Below are 15,956 nucleotides of genomic sequence, written 5' to 3' on the forward strand. Positions count from 1 at the left end.
TCTGAGCTAAAAAAAATGGGCCGATCAATGTCGACCCATTTTTTTTAGCTTTTTGAGTCCTTTTCGTTTCAAAACGCACCCTGCTATGGCCTGTCGAAGGCTACGCCAAAGGGTGGCAAAATACGATTTTTTAGGGTCACGAGTGTACTTAATTTCACCCGTTCTTATAGGTTCATCCGGAGAGGGATTATTGTCCTGAATAAAAATCTTGTCTGCCAAACCCGTTACCAATTTTCGTTTTTTGGTATTTCCATCATCGTCTTGCTTTTCAAAAATGATTTTCAGGTCGTGGTAAATCAAAGTGCCTTTCCCGCCAACCCCGTATTCATCCCCTTTCATTAAAAACTTAAAACTCCTGACTTTACCCGATTCGATTTTGATGAGTGCTAATGACGTCAAAACAGGATTAATTACTTTTAAATCAATCCCCCCCAAAACTCCTTCACAGGTAAAATCTCCTCTTTTAGAAGCAATGTTGAACCTAAAATGCGTACTCAGCGGAGCCACTCCCATAAAAAGGCTCTCAATCCGCGCCTCGCAGATGGGATTTTTAGCCAGCGGCAACGTATCATTGGTCACGTTGACTAAATCACCTCTGACCAACTTAAAATTAACTCCCCCGCTTCCTTCCGTACTTGGGTTGTATTCTGAATAAGAAATCAGGAAATTTTCGACTCGAACGGTGTCCAATTTCATCTTGAAATTCAATTTTCTGAACAACTGCTGAGGATATTTTCCCATTTTGGAATGAGCGGCCCGATAAGTGCCATCCCCAAAAATATCAATGTTGCCGCGTTGAATATGAGCCTGGTGTGCCACTAACTTTTTGTCAAAAATCAAAGCGTTCAAATCCACCTCTTTCACCAAAATATCTTCAAATACAAACGATATCCGGTCATCGCCGTCGGCTCGGGTAGTGTATTGACGTCCTTTGAATTTGGGCGTATAATGAATTCCCTTGACCTGAATTTGTCGCTGTTCGGATGAAAAAGAGATGGTATCCAAACGAAAATCGTGCAACGGACTGACCGAAGGAAAGTTTAGATTGGACAGTTGGAAGGCGGTATTTTTAGAATAATAAAACCGGGTAGTGTCTAAAACCGAAAGCGAATCAATCAAAAAATCGGCAATGTCTATATTTAGTTTATCCAAGACAATCTTCTCTGTAGCAGGCTTGGTTTTGTCAAAAAACACAAATTTCATTTGGTCAAACTCTACCTTTCTGACTCGAAACGATTTTACAAATTTTGATATCACTTTGTAAGGCGATGCAGGAGATTTTTTAGGCTTTTCATCTTGTTTACGCTGCGTAATTTCGACCGTAGGCTTATTGATTCTGACAAGGTCAATGTCCAGTTTTCGTTCTGCCACGAGCTTAAACAACCGAATATTGCTGAATCGAATTTCGTCAATATAAGTAGCATAAATAAAATTGGACGTCTTGCTGTTATCTATCCGTTTTTGGTACAAAAGGGTATCGGGAATTAACTTGATATGGGTAAGTTGCGCATCGCCTGAAAACGGCTCATACCGCAGCTTCTCAAACTCAATTTGGTACATACCATCCGATGTTTCCGAAACCGATTTTTTGAGCGTTTTGGCAAGCAGGGGCTGTAAATAATAGCGTTCCGCCACTATTACTACTGCTACAAGAAATAGAACAATCCCTCCGGCGATTAATCCCCATTTAATCCATTTGTTCCTCATGTTTAGATTGAAGTTATTACTGATGTGGTTTTAGTAAAGACTAAAAAACCATGCCGGCGTTTGCTTCAACCCCACAAAAAACAAGCGCTCACCGAAAGGCAAGCGCTCTGAATGAATTAATCAAAATAAAGGATTGAATTCCTGAACTAACTAAGCATGTACGAACTCCTCTGTCCACTCAAAACGGGGCAATTGAATCGGTGCAAGCAATTGCTCTTCGAGAAGGTTAGCCCATTCATTGATATAAAGTACCACATCATCTCGGAAATTATGCCGCAGATAACGTTTGTTTTCGGGTAAGCGATACAAAATCCGTACATCCGATAGGCGCTCCAAATGCTTTAAATCGTCGGAATCCAAGCCCGCGTCCATCATCTCATTAATGAGCACATCCATCGGCAAACCGCTGGTAGGACAATAATCATTGAGTTGCTCATTCCAGTCGCCGCGACCATTGGCAAGGGCGTGTGCATGGATTTCGGCTTTGGTCCATTTTGTAATTTCCTGCGCCAAATTCCCGCAATTGCAACTTCCCATGTGTCCCCACTGATACGGAGAACCTTGTTCAATTTTACGAGCAGTGCGCCGAAGCGCTGAAATAAGATCAAGATTCGGGCGTGCCATAACCTGTATTTGTTTTAATTGTTTGACTGTAGAACAGAGAATGAATCGTTTTTGTTTTCAGGAAATTTATGTATTTTTTTGTAGATATTTACCGTTATTGTAAAAAAACTGCCACTTGTGAATCGCCTACTGTCCACTGCTTACCGTACGACGGGCCGCTGCCTACTGTTTACTGCCTATTGTCTGCTTTTCACTGCGTGCAGTAGTCAATTTGACCCCAAAAAGCTTTACTCTGTCGAACAAATCCGCCAAGACTATGGTCTCATGCGACACTCGTTGGAAGAAGCTCACCCCGGTATTTATCGCTATACTTCCCCGGACAGTATCAAATGGATTTTTGACAAAACCGAACAAAAATTAGACCATTCCATGACCGAACGGGAGTTTCGTCGTACGGTCAATCCCGTTTTCTCCTATATCCGTTGCGGGCATACCGACATTTACCCTTCCCAACAATACACCAAATACGTAAAGAAAAACAAACCCAAAGAATTTCCACTGTCGGTTTTTTGGGTAAACAATCAACTGCGCGTTACCCAAAATCGTACGGATGATTCTACGCTCACTGTCGGAACCGAAATCGTCAGTTTAGACGGACGGACCATTCCTCAGGTTTTGGAAGAAATGCGTAGCTTAATTCCTTCCGACGGCTATAATCAGACATTTAAAAATACGGTCATTAACGGCAATTTTGGTTCGTTTTACCGATACCTATACGGAAACAACGATACCTTCAATGTAATCGTAAAAGATTCAACGGGCAAACAAAGAGCGCTGACAATGACGTTTAGCAAGCCTCCCAAGCCTTCCAAAAAATCCCCTCCCAAACCCGTCAGCACACCTCAGCCCAATACCGTTCCAAGTACGCCTCCCAAACCTCGCCCCAAAACGCCCAAGCCCGACAAACGTCGTAATCTAACGATTTCGGAAAAAGACAGCAGCGTGGCTATTTTAGACATCAATACCTTTCGTGACAATGGCCACACCCGCTTTTACAGAAAATCTTTCCGAAAGATCAAAGAGAAGAATATCAAGCATTTAGTAATAGACTTACGCGCTAACGGAGGAGGCCGATCCGATGCAAGCGTCAATCTGATGTCCTACCTATTGGATTCTCCTTATGTAGTTTATGATAGCGTAGAGGCCATTGGCGGCCGACCTTCGTTTAACAAATACTATGGCTCAAAACTCATCCGTTTTGCCGCCCGAAACTTTTGGTCAAAAAAACTCCCTTCGGGAAAAATAAGGAATAGAGCTACGGGTAAAGTTCACAAACCCAAACGCAAATACGGTTTTAAAGGCAATGTATACCTGTTGACCAACGGAGGCTCTTTCTCAGCTGCTACTATTTTCCCCTCCATGATTCAACAATACAATCCCCGTGCGGTGGTGATTGGACGCGAAACAGGCGGCGGAAAGCATGGCTGCAATGCCTTTATTTCCCCTTACCTCACACTCCCTCATACGATGGTCAAAGTACGAATTCCGATGTATAAGATTGTTTTGCGAATTCCCGGTCGCGATGAAGGGCACGGAGTAATGCCCGATTATCCCATAGAATATACTTTTGATGCTGTGCGAAAAAATCAGGATTTGGATATTCAAAAAGTCTATGAACTTGTTAAAAGCTCTTCTGGACTGACCCTAAAATAAAGTAATTTCGTTCTGATAACCCGGCGGTTATAGTCGGTCAACTATTGATTACACATGCCAAAATCTTGGAAGAGTGTCTGTTTTTTCCCCTTTACATTTATTTTACTTTCCTCACTTATCGTTTTGGGGCAGCAACCTCAATCCGGTAACCAACACGATACCTGGAAATTAGAAAAAGACAAAAACGGAATTCGCGTATATTCCCGTCACCTTGAGGACTCAAAGTTCAAAGAAGTAAAGGTAAACTGCGACCTCAACGCAACCTTATCGCAATTGGCGGCTTTTGTGTCAGACATAGACCACTACAAAGATGCGGTCTATCGGGTTGCCGATGCCTACGTTGTAAAACGAGTCAATGACCGCGAATTTTATTTCTATAACGAGACGGCTATGTCATGGCCCGTATCCAATCGTGATTTGGTCATGCACATGGTATTTCAGATGGACCACACGACCCGAACGCTTCACATTCGCGGCACTAATGTTCCGGGAATGATGCCCGAAAAAAAGGGAGTTGTCAGAATCCCTCATTGGCACTCTCTATGGACCATCCACGAAATTGCCAACAATAAACTGCGTGTTGAATATCTTTTCAGCGTTGACCCTGGCGGAGAATTACCCATTTGGCTGGTCAATACACTGATTGCTGTCGGCCCCTACCAATCTTTTTCGGGCATGGAAAAACTCCTTTCCCGTCCATATTACCAAAATCGCACATTTAGTTTTCTGCAACCGTAAATATCTTCAATAAAGTCCGCAAGTGTGTAGATAATCAATCCATTGCCGGCGATGCAGTTCGGTTAATACTTTTGGAAATTTGTGTTGGCCACCTATCTTACCCTTACTTTCCAAGTATCGGTAAAAGTATTCTTTGGGCAGCATATGGATGAGGGGCAACGACAAAATTGAGTCGTCGCGAAGTTCACGGTAGTAAATGTTAATTTGGCGTAAATATCGGTCCAAAATCTGCACGACCGGCTCAGAATCGGGGGGGGCCTGTGCTTCGACTCCAATGAACCATTCGTGAAAAAAGGTATTTCCTCTATGCTGGGGTAAAATAGTAAATTCAGGTGCTGAAAAATGCAACTGCTCCGTTACAAGCTGCATAGCTTCGAGCATATTAGCCATAATCAGATGCTCTCCGCATAAGTTAATAAAATGTTGAGTTCGACCCGTCACGCGAATTTGATTACGGACCACATCCGTAAACTGAACTGTATCGCCAAGCATATAGCGCCATGCACCCGCCGGAGTTGAAAGTAACAGCGCATAATCAATACCTTCGCTTACCTCTCCCAAACAAAAACTGTCGTATGTAGGGAGTAAATGGCCGTTTTCGTCAAAATTCGAGGCATTGAACGGTATAAATTCAAAAAATATACCGATGTCAGATTGCATTGTCAATCCCGATTGCATCGGCTCCGTTTGGCAGGCAATATAGCCTTCGGAGGCGATGTAGCTATCCAAACAAGTAATATCGCGTCCAAGGTACTGCCGAAAAAGGCTTCTGTACGGGTCAAAGGATAATCCACCGTGTGCAAAAACAGATAAATTAGGCCAAATATCATGCAAATTGTTCAACCCGTGATATCGGATAATTTGTTCAAAAAGCAGATTTGTCCAACTCGGAAGCCCTGAAAGGCAATGAATATCCCAGTCCGGGGCTTTGACAATGATCCGGTTTATACGTTCATTCCACTCGGACATTTGCCGAATAGAGGCCTCCGGTTTCATGCGCATACGAGCTAAAAAGGGCATTTGGTTGAGCATGATACTGCTCATATAACCTTCCAGGTGCGTCCCCTTATCGACGAGGGCGGTAGTTTCTCCCAACATTAACGTTTCTCCCATCAATGTACTGTAAGACAGTCCAAAGCTGGGAAAAGCCATGATTTGCCGTAATGCTCCTTTACGATTTGATTGAATAAGCTGTGAGGTCATGGGGATTTTTTTACGGTATGTCCCAGACGTTCCTGAACTAATGGCCACAAATGGGATTTGACCCGGCCAGCAAACATCACTTTCCCCTGCCAATGCTCGATTCCACCACAATTCAGTCATCTCATCATAAGTAAATATCGGCACTTTGCTTTTGTAAGCCTCAAACAATTCCTTCCCCGTAAGCTTTTGGCGAAGCAATGCATCAAACCCATGAGCCCGGCCAAAAGCTGTATGTTGGGCCTGTCGAAGCAAATTTGTCAATTGTACACATTGCACCTCTTCCACCGACTTGACACCGGAAGTACTCATAAAGAGATGTAGACCTTGCTGCACCAGCCAATCTTTCCTTGTTGTTGCCATAAAATCAGTAGGTTAGCACAATTCCTCCAATTGAAAATCCTGCGGCAGTGCCAATGAGAAGAGTCCGGTCTCCCCGTTTCAGTCTGCCTGTGTGTATGGCATCGTGCAGGGCAATGTGTATAGAAGCCGACAGGCAATTGCCTACCTGTTCCAGATTACGAACCGTTTTTGCCCCTAATTGCGAAAATGTACACTCAAAGAGGTGAAACGCCAATCGACTGGCCTGGTGAGGAATAACCACGTCAATAGCCGCCATCGGCACATCGGCTCTACAAAACAATTCTTCGCAAAACGGGGGCAAATGCAATTGCCCAAGCTTGATGAGTTTCCATCCATCCATGTGAAAACTAAATAGAGCAGGGTCAAGGTCGGGGCGGTTTGGACGGTTTAGCAGTTGGTTACCACCGCCTTGAACAAGAGTGGAATGGGCCCCTTCAGGAAAGGTTTTCATGTGAATGCCATGCACTGCCGAAGCGTCTTCTGTCGTTGCTGCGGTTAGTATAACGGCGGCAGCTCCGTCGCCCAGTAAGGTCATTGTTTCCCAGTCGGCAGGATTAAGACTGCGCGAAGCTATTTCGCTGCACACAATCGCAATTGTTTTGTGACGCCCCCCCTGAATAAAGTAACTTGCCACTTCCATCGCGGTCAGGAATCCCATGCAGGTTGAATCTACGTCGAAACTTGGAATGGTAGACGCCTTCCCCAATTCATGTTGAATGAGGCAGGAATTGTGAGGTATGGGATAATCATAGGTAGCAGACCCGCTGATGAGTAAATCAAGTTCTTCGTAGGCAGTACCGGCATTGACCAGTATCTCTTTAAGAGCACGGGCAGCCATAAATGACCCGCTTTCTAAATTATGGCCACTGTTTAGAGGGACAATAAACGCGTGTCTCTTTAAGAGCACGGGCAGCCATAAATGACCCGCTTTCCCAAACGGCATTGTGACGACTGGCAACACCTGAATTTTTCAGTGCCCATCCGGCCGGAATTTGATGTTCCCGTTCAAGGTCTTCTGATAAAACCTTCTTCTCTGGGAGATAAATACCGGTTCCTGTAATTTTAACGTTTAACATGTTATTGGAGTTGGGATAGGAATGATCTTCGGATTCGACGCAATTTTTGTCCTCGCTCATGGCCACTGCTTTTCACAATACTGATTTGAACGGGACTCAAGTCTTTCAGGGTAAAAAATGCCGACAGGGCTTCATAAATGTGATTAATCAGAGCATCAGGCAGTTCGTCGCAGGTTAAATGAACTACAACTTCAGCCCCCTCCGTTTGTTCGACCACATAGGGCGGAATATCATCACCTGCTATCAGCATGGCCCGCCGAATAAAATCGGGAAAAATGGTCAGCCAAATACCCTGTTTATTTTGCAACCGGAACGAGTCGTCACTTCGGCCTTCAATGCAACGGAGCGAAATCATCGGGGAGCCACAGAGACAGGGCAAAGACTCTTCCCACAAAATATCGTTGAACTCATAACGGATTATTGGCTGACTTTTTCGGGTAAAATCGGTAATAATGGGATGAAAGCGAACATTTTCATCGTCGATGTACCTCTTTTCAATATGGACAAAATCTTCGTTTAAGTGTAAGCGTCCCTCACGACAGCAATACCCCAAAAAGCCTTCGGTACATTGGTAAACCTGAGATATCGGTTGTTTAAAAACCTCCGTGAGATAATTCTTGTCGCTGTCCTCCAATACCTCCGCCACCGATATAACCTGACTTGGTCTAATGGCTAATTCTCCTTTCTCCTGCGCTTTGGCCAGCAACATCAGCATGGAAGGTTGTGCAATGAGAATATCCGGTTGCAGGAGATTCAGGGGTTTAATATGTTGACTCGGCTCATGAAGCAAATCAAAAAAACGAAAGCTGAGCAATTCCGAGTGAACCGAAGTATAAAGGTTACTGTTGGCCCGCAAAAAAAAGCGGCCTTTCTCTTTTTCAGGCGAGCCCCAATGACCCGATCCAGTATGGCCGCCACCCACTCTGCCCTTTCCTGCTGTGATGCCAAAAACAAGCCTCGATTCCCTGACGTCCCCGACGATAGTCCTATGGTAATTCCGTTAATTGTCGGGCTGAAATCTCGTTGTTGCTCGCTTGCCAATGCCAATTTCAGTGCTTCCTCTTTGTGAATGCCGCACGTATTGATGGTATCGAAATGCTGCATGAACGTCTGTTTATTCATGAGTGGCAATTGTGACCAATCAGTTCTGTTTTACCCAAAAGTTGCGTAATACGGAGAATGTTTTTGAAGCCATTTCCGGCGCATTCGGAGCTTTCGCTTTTGGTAATTCTCCAGCGCGGCTCGGGTTCTTAAGCGTTTGTTTCGCCATTGGATTCTGAGCCAATAAAACAGAATAAGCAATTTGAATGGCATCAATACGTATGATTATAAAAATTAGCGATTTCCTGACAATGGGTAGGCACAATGAGCGTATCGAGATGAGTCAGGTGATAGTGATGAACTTTGGTAAGACTGTTCACAAAATCGCTCCAGGAATCCATAATCAGACCCGACGTGCGGGGAGGCAGAGTCATTGACCGGAACGAAACACTATGCCAACAAACATCAGCAGCCAAAAAAATTTCGCGTTCAGCGGTTTGTACCAACACTCCCATTTGTCCGCGGGCATGGCCCGGCAACGGGACCATTCGCAGCAGGCCATCACCAAACAAATCGTATTGTTCAACCCAAAATTCATCGTACCGGTAACGGGCCGAAGCAGGCGAGAGTATTTCAGTGCGGTCAAAAAAATCGTCGGGCAACAGCTCAGGAATATAAGCCGCACTCAGAGCCCGTAACCCTCGTGTGTTACGAGCAAAAATACAGGCGGTCTCGGAGCAGATAAAACGAGCGTTGGGAAAGTCTTTTGTTCCCGCAACATGATCGGCGTGAAAATGCGATACGATTACGTAACGAATCTGTTGTGGTTGAATCCCTAACGCGCTGAGTTTAGACGCCGCGGTTTCCTCTTCCGTTATCGTTACGGGCGTAATAAGGTTATATAAACGGTTTGGAAAATACCGGGTAACATCGTAGAACCGACGGGCATAACCGGTTTCAAAAAGTATGTATCCTTCCGTTGGGTGTTGGAGCAGGGCAAAAAGCGCTGGATAACGCCGCGAAACTCTACGTCCGTTGCGAAGCGTATGATTTTCCTGCCCATTGCAATATCCGGCCGATAGAAGCGTCAATTTAACGGGCATAGCGGGGTAGTTTAACATGAAGGACACGCTCCCAGATAGGGCGGGTAATCCAGTTGAAACCGCGAATATGTTCCATATAATCAACAAGTGATTTTAAACAGTAACGCCCGAAAATACTGCGATAGTTACGTTTGGCAACCCGATAATACAAGCCCGGATCATCCACGCCGACCTCTTCAAAAAAACGTTTTTGTACATAAAGTGAACGCATAAAACAAACATTGCCCAAAGCTAAAATACTATACACAACCCGGGTAAAGAAAGTTGCTTTCTGGGTAAACCGCTCAAGCAAATCTTCTGTAAAGGCAATATGACGCCCCTCCTCAATGTTGTGCAATTGCGACATCTTACGCGCCATCAGATGACAGTTATGATCACGATGAATAGCTGAACCATACATATCTGTAACGTACTCCACCGCGAGCGTACCCAGAAACATAGCACCCGGACTCATATACTTAGCCGTAATCATCCCCAGAAAACGGTGAATGGGGGCAGGAGGCACAGGAGTAATGTTCAGTTGGGTCAGGCTTTTGTTAAACATCTGTTGATGTCGACACTCTTCAATGAGTTCACGAAGCAAAAAACGCTTTTCGAGCGAATCAGGGGCTAAATTCATAATGTATCGAGTCATAAACAGACACATAATCCCCTCCGACCAACTATAGCTAAAAATAGCCTGTCCCAGTTCCGACTTACCGAGTTTGAGTCGTTGTTCGGCAGTAAGTTTTTCAAACAAATCGGTCCCATACAGCGAAATAAGATGCGGAGGAAGGTAATACTGCCCCTCTTGAAGAGTAGCTTTCCAGGGTACGAAAGTCTCGGGGTCAAGGGGCTTTCGCAGGCTGATCTCAATTAGTTTTTCGACGTTTACAGGCATGGATTTAGGGTTAAATACCAGTTTACAAATTCATTTATTCCTTCTTCAACGGTTTGTCGGGGTACATACCCCAACAATTTCTTTGCTTTATCAATATTCAACGTGCATGACTTAGCGAGTATCCCCGCCCCATAACGTGTTATGGCCGGCTCCCGGCCATTTTGTGCTATCGTTGCCATTTGTTCGGATAGGGCCGCAATGGCGTAAAGCACTGGATAAGGCAGTCTTTCCAGTCCAAGCGGCAAATTAATCTTTGACAGCACATCATTGATAAACGGCCACAGCTGTACCGGTTGGCTATTGGTAATATTATATACCTGATTAATAGCAGGTTCCGACGCCTCAATACTCAAAAGAATAGCATCAATCAGGTTACTGACTGACGTTATATCAACGATATTTTTCCCATTCCCAATGATGCGCAATCGATTTTCCCGGCGTGCCCGAATCAGACGGGGCATAATAACAGTATCACCGGCCCCGATAATAGCACGGGGGCGCAGGATAATGTGTTCGATACCCGATGCTTTTACTCGCTGCTCAGCCAGTAATTTAGTGCCTGCATAATGATTGACCGAACGAACGGGAAGGGGATCCTCTTCCCGAATGTCAAAGCGGTCGTTATAATCAAAATAAATACTTGGGGTCGAAATATGAATAATACGTTTTATTGCGGCTTGTTTGGCACCCGTAAGCAGGTTTTCTGTAGCAACGACATTAGCTTGGTAAAAGTCATCGTAACTACCCCAAAGTGAGGATAAGGCGGCACAGTGAATAAGTACATCTATGTCCTGTTTCACCAATTGCTCGGTAAACTCTTTATGGATTAAATCGCCCGTAATAAATTTAACCTGAGACCCAATGTGCCTCCGCCCCGTTTCTACCCTACGACCCGTCGCTACAATTCGATAGCCAGGCATTGAGGCTAAACGTTCAGTCAGACGACCTCCGAGAAAGCCGCCGGCCCCTGTCACAAGTATATTTTTTATCATGAATTGATGGAGGCTTTAACGGTGTATAACCCAAAAAAATGCTTTAAAAATGTTAAAGAAACTATATATCTGAAGGTAAAAAGGGACGTTATCAGTGCAAAAGATACTGTAATAAGGTACTTGAAAAAGATTGGAATTGAAAAGGAATTGAGGGAAATATGGGCCGCCATAACGATGGGGAGCTCAATATAACTCGTCCAATAGGATGCCTTAGCCAGATTTGATACCCAAGGCCTGTGAATAGGTGATAGGCTGTAGGAAAGACCGATGAAACCAAATACAAAAGCAAAACTCTGAACGGAAAATACAAAAATCGCTGCTACTCGTATCCAGGTATACAAAGGCAAACTGTGATTGAGGTATTGCATTTGAAGCGGCAAACCTATACATGTAAACAGCAAACCGGTCAAAAGCAGTCGACGATGCTGAAGACAGCAGAGTTCAATTAGCCGGTTAGCTTGGGCCAAAGCCACTCCAAAAAGGAAATAAATGAAAAAATAGAACAGTACCAGTACTTGAATCGAAAAAACAAAGGCGTGTCTCGATGCCAGGTATGCATACAAAGCAACATTGTCGTGGAAATAGTAAAACCTATTGATAAAAATATCCGGTTGGAAAGGTTGAGCCTAACAATAGCTTTACAGAATAATCTTCCTCCAAGCGCCCACAATCCATAGCACATTAACAGATAGTAGAGAAACCAGAGGTTACCCAAAGGATAAGAGTAGGTTCGAATAAATGTCAGATTAGCCTTCATTAGCCTATCCCATTGAAAAGGGACAGCAGTTGAGCCTGTAAATAGACTGACAAACGAAAAGCAACTGATAATAAGGGGAATCAGAACTGCCAATCCTGCTAAAAAAGGGAGAAGGATTTTTCTTACACTATTACGCAACAAACCCTGCATTCCATACTTTTCTATTGTTTTGAGGGCAAAAAAGCCACAAAGCACAAAAAACAATTCGTTGACAAACGAATGAGTCATGTATACCATGGCATCAAATAACCGACCATTCTGCGTGTCATACAATGGCCACATACCCGTATGGGTCACCATATAAGGCACAGCGGCATGGATCATGAGTCGGCCAAAGTTGGCCATAACTCGAAGTCGATCTAAAGCACTGATACACGTTTGGTTCGAATCGAGTTCAAATAATCGGACAGGGTCAGTGGTTAAAGCAAGCATAGTAAGAGGGTAATTATAAGACGGACGTTGAGCAACGAATTAGAGTAATAACAGGTCAAAAGTAACGGACTGAGCCATTCCACACCCGATGAGTTTAGGAACGGCTACTATGAGTTTAGGAACGGTCGAGTTTGTCATTCTTATCAAACGATCTTCTTGAAAAATTACCCCTTAGGCTGTAAAACGCATTTTTTCACTGTGGTAAGACAGGCGATTCTTACTGATATAATTGATAAAACACCATCTGCTTTTCCTGATAACCGGCAAACTACGCGGAATTTGACAATAAAGTGAGGTGATTGATTACCTATTTAAAATAAGAGACATACATCACCATTTGGGGTGACTTTGTTGGCTGAAAACAAAAATACAATTGCTCTGAGAGTTCTTTCCGAAAAAGTAAACAGCATAATAAATAGAAAGATATGCGGTCTCTCAAGGTTACGGACGAACAAGAGTGCTTCAACAGTACTCTTGTTGTGTTGTGCCTTTCCTTTATGGTGTAATAATACAAAATCGTAGCAGAATCTTCTAACTATATGGACTATAGCCTATAAAATTAGGGGACCCCGCTATTCTCAATCACTTAATAATCAAATTTATTACATAAATTACATCAAATTATATGCCATTTTAGTCCGCTCTATGAATGATTTATATCATAATCAATCCCTTTTAAATGAAAAATAATTCACCTCACCATTTGTAAATGAATTTTAATTCACCTAATTTTGCATTATTAATTGATAATAATAAGCCTTTTATTGACAAAAAGAGATGAGATCAAAAGATGAAACCAAAGTTCAGCTCATTCTTGGCACCGCCCTCAAAATGATAGAGCGGGTAGGACTGGCAGGACTCAAAATGTCGGATTTAGCCAAAGAAGCGGGCGTAGCTACGGGCACGGTTTATATTTATTTTGAAGATAAGAATCAATTGATCCGCGAGCTATACCTGTACTTAATGCACTACAATACGGCGGATTTAAATCAACCAATTTCAGAGAATGAACCGCTTAAAATCAAAATAAAAAAAATAGCCCGTAACTATCTGAACAACAACATAAACAATCCAGAACACGGCGCATTTTTAGAGCAATATTTTCGCTCCCCCTATTTTCATGAGGACGACGCTACACATCAAGCTGAAGAACTAGCTTTGCAACCCATTTATTCATTATTGGTAGAAGGCCAACGTCAAAGTCTTATTAAAGACGCCGACCCGGAACTGCTTGTCACGCTCGTGTGCGGAATGCTCAATGAAGTAGCCAAAGTCTCCATTTATACCCAAAAACCGATTACTCCCGCTGAGTGGGAATTGACCTTCAGCGTCCTTTGGGACGGCATCAGGAGTTAAGTTTTTTTATTTCTTTCAAAACCATCAAGAGAGCGAAAGCTTTCTTTTTTTACCACATAAATGAATATTTATTCAAAACAAAAAAATGAAAAAGACCGTATTAATCACAGGAACTTCATCAGGAATCGGCAAAGCTGCCGTAATTTATTTTTCAGAAAAAGGCTGGAACGTGGCCGCAACGATGCGCAATCCGCAAAAAGAAACCAAACTCAACAAACTGCCGAATGTACGTTTATATACATTGGATGTAACGGATGAAGCCAGCATCAAAATCGCTATCGACAGCGCTATTACCGATTTTGGGGACATTGATGTCATTGTCAACAATGCGGGTTACGGTGCAGTCGGTATTTTTGAAAAAGCCACTCCCGAACAAATTCAGAAGCAGTTTGACACTAATGTATTTGGAGTCATGAACGTTACCCGCCAAATTTTGCCTTATTTCAGAAAAAAACGAAGCGGCACCATTATCAACGTTACTTCAATGGGCGGATTGATTACGTTCCCAATTTATAGTGTCTACCACGGCACCAAATGGGCGATTGAAGGTTGGTCAGAGGCTTTGTCGTATGAACTCAAACCGCTCGGTATCAAAGTAAAAACCGTCGAACCAAGTGCCATCAAGACCGATTTTTACGACCGCTCGCAGGATTTGTTCCAAAATGCCGCCATTACAGACTACGACAATTACGAGCAAGTGACCTTGTCCAATAGCCAAAAAGCGGGAGAAACTGCTCCCGGTCCCGAAGTAGTAGCCAAAGAAATTTTCAACGCAGCGACCGAAACCAATTTCAGCATTCACCATCCCGTGGGAGGACAGGCACCGCTTCTGTTGCTTCTACGACGTATTTTGCCGTTAAGTTGGTTTATGGGAATTGTTAGAAGCGTTGTTGAAAAAGGATTCAAAGGATCACTATCATGAAAAATTCTTCTTTACTTAGAACATTGTTTTGGTGCGTAGATATAGGCTTCATCATTTATTGGCTCATTACTTTTTTCAAACTCATTCCGGCTGAATATCTTTACAATGATTATTCCAATCCTTTGTTGGTGGATTGGAATTGGTCATTTTTCACGTTGGACATCGCCGTCTCATTTACAGGATTAATGAGTCTGCGTTTACAAAAACAGAAAAAGGCCAACTGGCAACGGTGGGCATTGGTATCCCTTACTCTTACTTTTTGTTCGGGGTTGCAAGCCATCAGTTTTTGGGTACTTCGCACCGATTTTGACCCAACTTGGTGGACTCCCAACCTTTTTTTAATGATTTACCCGCTGTTTTTCATCTCTAACTTGCTGAAAACGTAATCTTACCGAATAGGTGCTTTAATGTGACTGCGTATCAATCCCGCGATAAATATCCGACAATTTCAATTTAACGTCCACTGACTGTAGATGAATTGATTCTGAAAGATTGGCTACGTCATCGGTACGCCAATCTTTTTCATTAAGCCGGAAGAAAGCAGATACTAAAATATGATTTTGGTGAATGACCACGTATTCTTTAAAGGAAGCTAATGAACGGTACAAATAAAATTTTTCACCTCGGTCATAGTCTTCCGTAGAAGGAGAAAGTACTTCCACTACCAGTAAAGGATTGAGAATCGTATCCACGCGATTTTGATAAAATAGCGGTTTTTCACAAATCACCACCGCATCGGGGTACACAAAACTCTCAATAGAAGGAATATGGATTTTGGTATCACTGTTGTTTACTTCAAATTTTGAATCTTGAAGGGCATTTCCCAATGCAATTAGCACATTGGTAGCAATACGATTGTGAACATAGGAGGCACCGGGCATTTTCGTAATTTTTCCGTCGTAGTATTCCAGTTTTTCGATTAATTGCGCCTCCAATTCGAAGTATTCTTCGATACTGTACGTGGTTTCGGGAGAAAGTAAAGCAACCATAAAATAACAGGTTAAACGCACCTAAATGGTGTTGTTTTTAATAATATTGAGCAAGTACTGGTCATTCCAACCTGCTTTTTTACGCCTTTCTTTGATACTATGCTTGTCATTTTGCTGTTGTAA

At 43.2% G+C, this 15,956-nt stretch carries 17 protein-coding genes; 5 read left to right on the top strand and 12 right to left on the bottom strand.

Annotated elements, in window-relative coordinates; all coding sequences use genetic code 11:
- Positions 1 to 24 precede the first annotated feature (24 nt).
- The gene (locus Q0081_RS20570; protein WP_298357847.1) at positions 25 to 1,707 is read right to left on the bottom strand and encodes a hypothetical protein; all 1,683 of its coding nucleotides are present in this window, start codon (positions 1,705 to 1,707) and stop codon (positions 25 to 27) included.
- A 150-nt stretch (positions 1,708 to 1,857) separates the two neighbouring features.
- Positions 1,858 to 2,331, bottom strand: coding sequence for a hypothetical protein (locus tag Q0081_RS20575; RefSeq protein WP_298357850.1), 474 nt, complete (start codon positions 2,329 to 2,331; stop codon positions 1,858 to 1,860).
- Between the two features lie 117 nt (positions 2,332 to 2,448).
- Here Q0081_RS20575 and Q0081_RS20580 point away from each other — a divergent pair, with 117 nt between their 5' ends.
- Entirely contained in the window at positions 2,449 to 3,984 is a 1,536-nt protein-coding gene (locus Q0081_RS20580; RefSeq protein WP_298357853.1) for a S41 family peptidase, read from the top strand.
- A gap of 54 nt (positions 3,985 to 4,038) precedes the next feature.
- A complete protein-coding gene (locus tag Q0081_RS20585; protein WP_298357856.1) occupies positions 4,039 to 4,722 on the top strand; it encodes an START domain-containing protein in 684 nt (227 codons plus the stop codon).
- 6 nt (positions 4,723 to 4,728) lie between these two features.
- Here the strand turns inward: Q0081_RS20585 and Q0081_RS20590 are convergent, their stop codons facing one another.
- The 9 genes from Q0081_RS20590 to Q0081_RS20630 all read right to left on the bottom strand — a co-directional run bounded on the left by Q0081_RS20590 (position 4,729) and on the right by Q0081_RS20630 (position 12,566).
- The gene (locus Q0081_RS20590) at positions 4,729 to 6,285 is read right to left on the bottom strand and encodes a GH3 auxin-responsive promoter family protein (protein ID WP_298357859.1); all 1,557 of its coding nucleotides are present in this window, start codon (positions 6,283 to 6,285) and stop codon (positions 4,729 to 4,731) included.
- A gap of 4 nt (positions 6,286 to 6,289) precedes the next feature.
- On the bottom strand, positions 6,290 to 7,123 hold the full coding sequence (locus Q0081_RS20595; RefSeq protein ID WP_298357862.1) for a 3-oxoacyl-[acyl-carrier-protein] synthase III C-terminal domain-containing protein: 834 nt from the start codon (positions 7,121 to 7,123) through the stop codon (positions 6,290 to 6,292).
- Between the two features lie 19 nt (positions 7,124 to 7,142).
- Positions 7,143 to 7,361 (bottom strand): hypothetical protein, encoded by a 219-nt coding sequence (locus Q0081_RS20600; protein WP_298357865.1) that lies wholly within the window; start codon positions 7,359 to 7,361, stop codon positions 7,143 to 7,145.
- A 1-nt stretch (position 7,362) separates the two neighbouring features.
- The gene (locus Q0081_RS20605; protein WP_298357895.1) at positions 7,363 to 8,217 is read right to left on the bottom strand and encodes a F390 synthetase-related protein; all 855 of its coding nucleotides are present in this window, start codon (positions 8,215 to 8,217) and stop codon (positions 7,363 to 7,365) included.
- Complete coding sequence (locus tag Q0081_RS20610; protein ID WP_298357898.1) at positions 8,115 to 8,483, bottom strand: hypothetical protein; 369 nt, start codon at positions 8,481 to 8,483, stop codon at positions 8,115 to 8,117. Before Q0081_RS20610 ends, Q0081_RS20605 begins: the two co-directional genes overlap by 103 nt.
- Positions 8,484 to 8,674: 191 nt before the next feature.
- Complete coding sequence (locus Q0081_RS20615; RefSeq protein WP_298357868.1) at positions 8,675 to 9,505, bottom strand: MBL fold metallo-hydrolase; 831 nt, start codon at positions 9,503 to 9,505, stop codon at positions 8,675 to 8,677.
- On the bottom strand, positions 9,495 to 10,385 hold the full coding sequence (locus tag Q0081_RS20620) for a diiron oxygenase (protein WP_298357871.1): 891 nt from the start codon (positions 10,383 to 10,385) through the stop codon (positions 9,495 to 9,497). Before Q0081_RS20620 ends, Q0081_RS20615 begins: the two co-directional genes overlap by 11 nt.
- Positions 10,376 to 11,377, bottom strand: a complete 1,002-nt coding sequence (locus Q0081_RS20625) for an NAD(P)-dependent oxidoreductase (protein WP_298357874.1) — start codon at positions 11,375 to 11,377, stop codon at positions 10,376 to 10,378. The genes Q0081_RS20620 and Q0081_RS20625 overlap by 10 nt, the downstream gene beginning before the upstream one ends.
- Positions 11,378 to 11,822: 445 nt before the next feature.
- A complete protein-coding gene (locus tag Q0081_RS20630) occupies positions 11,823 to 12,566 on the bottom strand; it encodes an acyltransferase family protein (protein ID WP_298357877.1) in 744 nt (247 codons plus the stop codon).
- Positions 12,567 to 13,343: 777 nt separating this feature from the next.
- Between Q0081_RS20630 and Q0081_RS20635 the strand changes: the two genes are divergently transcribed.
- The 3 genes from Q0081_RS20635 to Q0081_RS20645 all read left to right on the top strand — a co-directional run bounded on the left by Q0081_RS20635 (position 13,344) and on the right by Q0081_RS20645 (position 15,230).
- Positions 13,344 to 13,922, top strand: coding sequence for a TetR/AcrR family transcriptional regulator (locus tag Q0081_RS20635; RefSeq protein WP_298357880.1), 579 nt, complete (start codon positions 13,344 to 13,346; stop codon positions 13,920 to 13,922).
- A gap of 85 nt (positions 13,923 to 14,007) precedes the next feature.
- The gene (locus Q0081_RS20640) at positions 14,008 to 14,844 is read left to right on the top strand and encodes an SDR family oxidoreductase (RefSeq protein WP_298357883.1); all 837 of its coding nucleotides are present in this window, start codon (positions 14,008 to 14,010) and stop codon (positions 14,842 to 14,844) included.
- Positions 14,841 to 15,230: a DUF5360 family protein gene (locus tag Q0081_RS20645; RefSeq protein ID WP_298357886.1), complete on the top strand. Its 390-nt coding sequence runs from the start codon at positions 14,841 to 14,843 to the stop codon at positions 15,228 to 15,230. The genes Q0081_RS20640 and Q0081_RS20645 overlap by 4 nt, the downstream gene beginning before the upstream one ends.
- Positions 15,231 to 15,248: 18 nt before the next feature.
- On the opposite strand, the gene Q0081_RS20650 is transcribed toward Q0081_RS20645, so the two are convergent.
- Positions 15,249 to 15,833, bottom strand: a complete 585-nt coding sequence (locus Q0081_RS20650) for a Uma2 family endonuclease (RefSeq protein ID WP_298357889.1) — start codon at positions 15,831 to 15,833, stop codon at positions 15,249 to 15,251.
- Positions 15,834 to 15,956: the final 123 nt, after the last annotated feature.

It is taken from the genome of Runella sp. (assembly GCF_027484545.1).
In the GTDB taxonomy this organism is placed as follows: Bacteria; Bacteroidota; Bacteroidia; order Cytophagales; family Spirosomataceae; genus Runella.

What these genes read in the sequence shown, in the direction of transcription:
- Q0081_RS20570 (WP_298357847.1), bottom strand. Translation starts at nt 1,707, where the DNA reads ATGAGGAACAAATGGATTAAATGGGGATTAATCGCCGGAGGGATTGTT.
- Q0081_RS20575 (WP_298357850.1), bottom strand. Translation starts at nt 2,331, where the DNA reads ATGGCACGCCCGAATCTTGATCTTATTTCAGCGCTTCGGCGCACTGCT.
- Q0081_RS20585 (WP_298357856.1), top strand. Translation starts at nt 4,039, where the DNA reads ATGCCAAAATCTTGGAAGAGTGTCTGTTTTTTCCCCTTTACATTTATT.
- Q0081_RS20590 (WP_298357859.1), bottom strand. Translation starts at nt 6,285, where the DNA reads ATGGCAACAACAAGGAAAGATTGGCTGGTGCAGCAAGGTCTACATCTC.
- Q0081_RS20595 (WP_298357862.1), bottom strand. Translation starts at nt 7,123, where the DNA reads ATGGCTGCCCGTGCTCTTAAAGAGATACTGGTCAATGCCGGTACTGCC.
- Q0081_RS20600 (WP_298357865.1), bottom strand. Translation starts at nt 7,361, where the DNA reads ATGTTAAACGTTAAAATTACAGGAACCGGTATTTATCTCCCAGAGAAG.
- Q0081_RS20610 (WP_298357898.1), bottom strand. Translation starts at nt 8,483, where the DNA reads ATGAATAAACAGACGTTCATGCAGCATTTCGATACCATCAATACGTGC.
- Q0081_RS20615 (WP_298357868.1), bottom strand. Translation starts at nt 9,505, where the DNA reads ATGCCCGTTAAATTGACGCTTCTATCGGCCGGATATTGCAATGGGCAG.
- Q0081_RS20620 (WP_298357871.1), bottom strand. Translation starts at nt 10,385, where the DNA reads ATGCCTGTAAACGTCGAAAAACTAATTGAGATCAGCCTGCGAAAGCCC.
- Q0081_RS20625 (WP_298357874.1), bottom strand. Translation starts at nt 11,377, where the DNA reads ATGATAAAAAATATACTTGTGACAGGGGCCGGCGGCTTTCTCGGAGGT.
- Q0081_RS20630 (WP_298357877.1), bottom strand. Translation starts at nt 12,566, where the DNA reads ATGCTTGCTTTAACCACTGACCCTGTCCGATTATTTGAACTCGATTCG.
- Q0081_RS20635 (WP_298357880.1), top strand. Translation starts at nt 13,344, where the DNA reads ATGAGATCAAAAGATGAAACCAAAGTTCAGCTCATTCTTGGCACCGCC.
- Q0081_RS20640 (WP_298357883.1), top strand. Translation starts at nt 14,008, where the DNA reads ATGAAAAAGACCGTATTAATCACAGGAACTTCATCAGGAATCGGCAAA.
- Q0081_RS20645 (WP_298357886.1), top strand. Translation starts at nt 14,841, where the DNA reads ATGAAAAATTCTTCTTTACTTAGAACATTGTTTTGGTGCGTAGATATA.
- Q0081_RS20650 (WP_298357889.1), bottom strand. Translation starts at nt 15,833, where the DNA reads ATGGTTGCTTTACTTTCTCCCGAAACCACGTACAGTATCGAAGAATAC.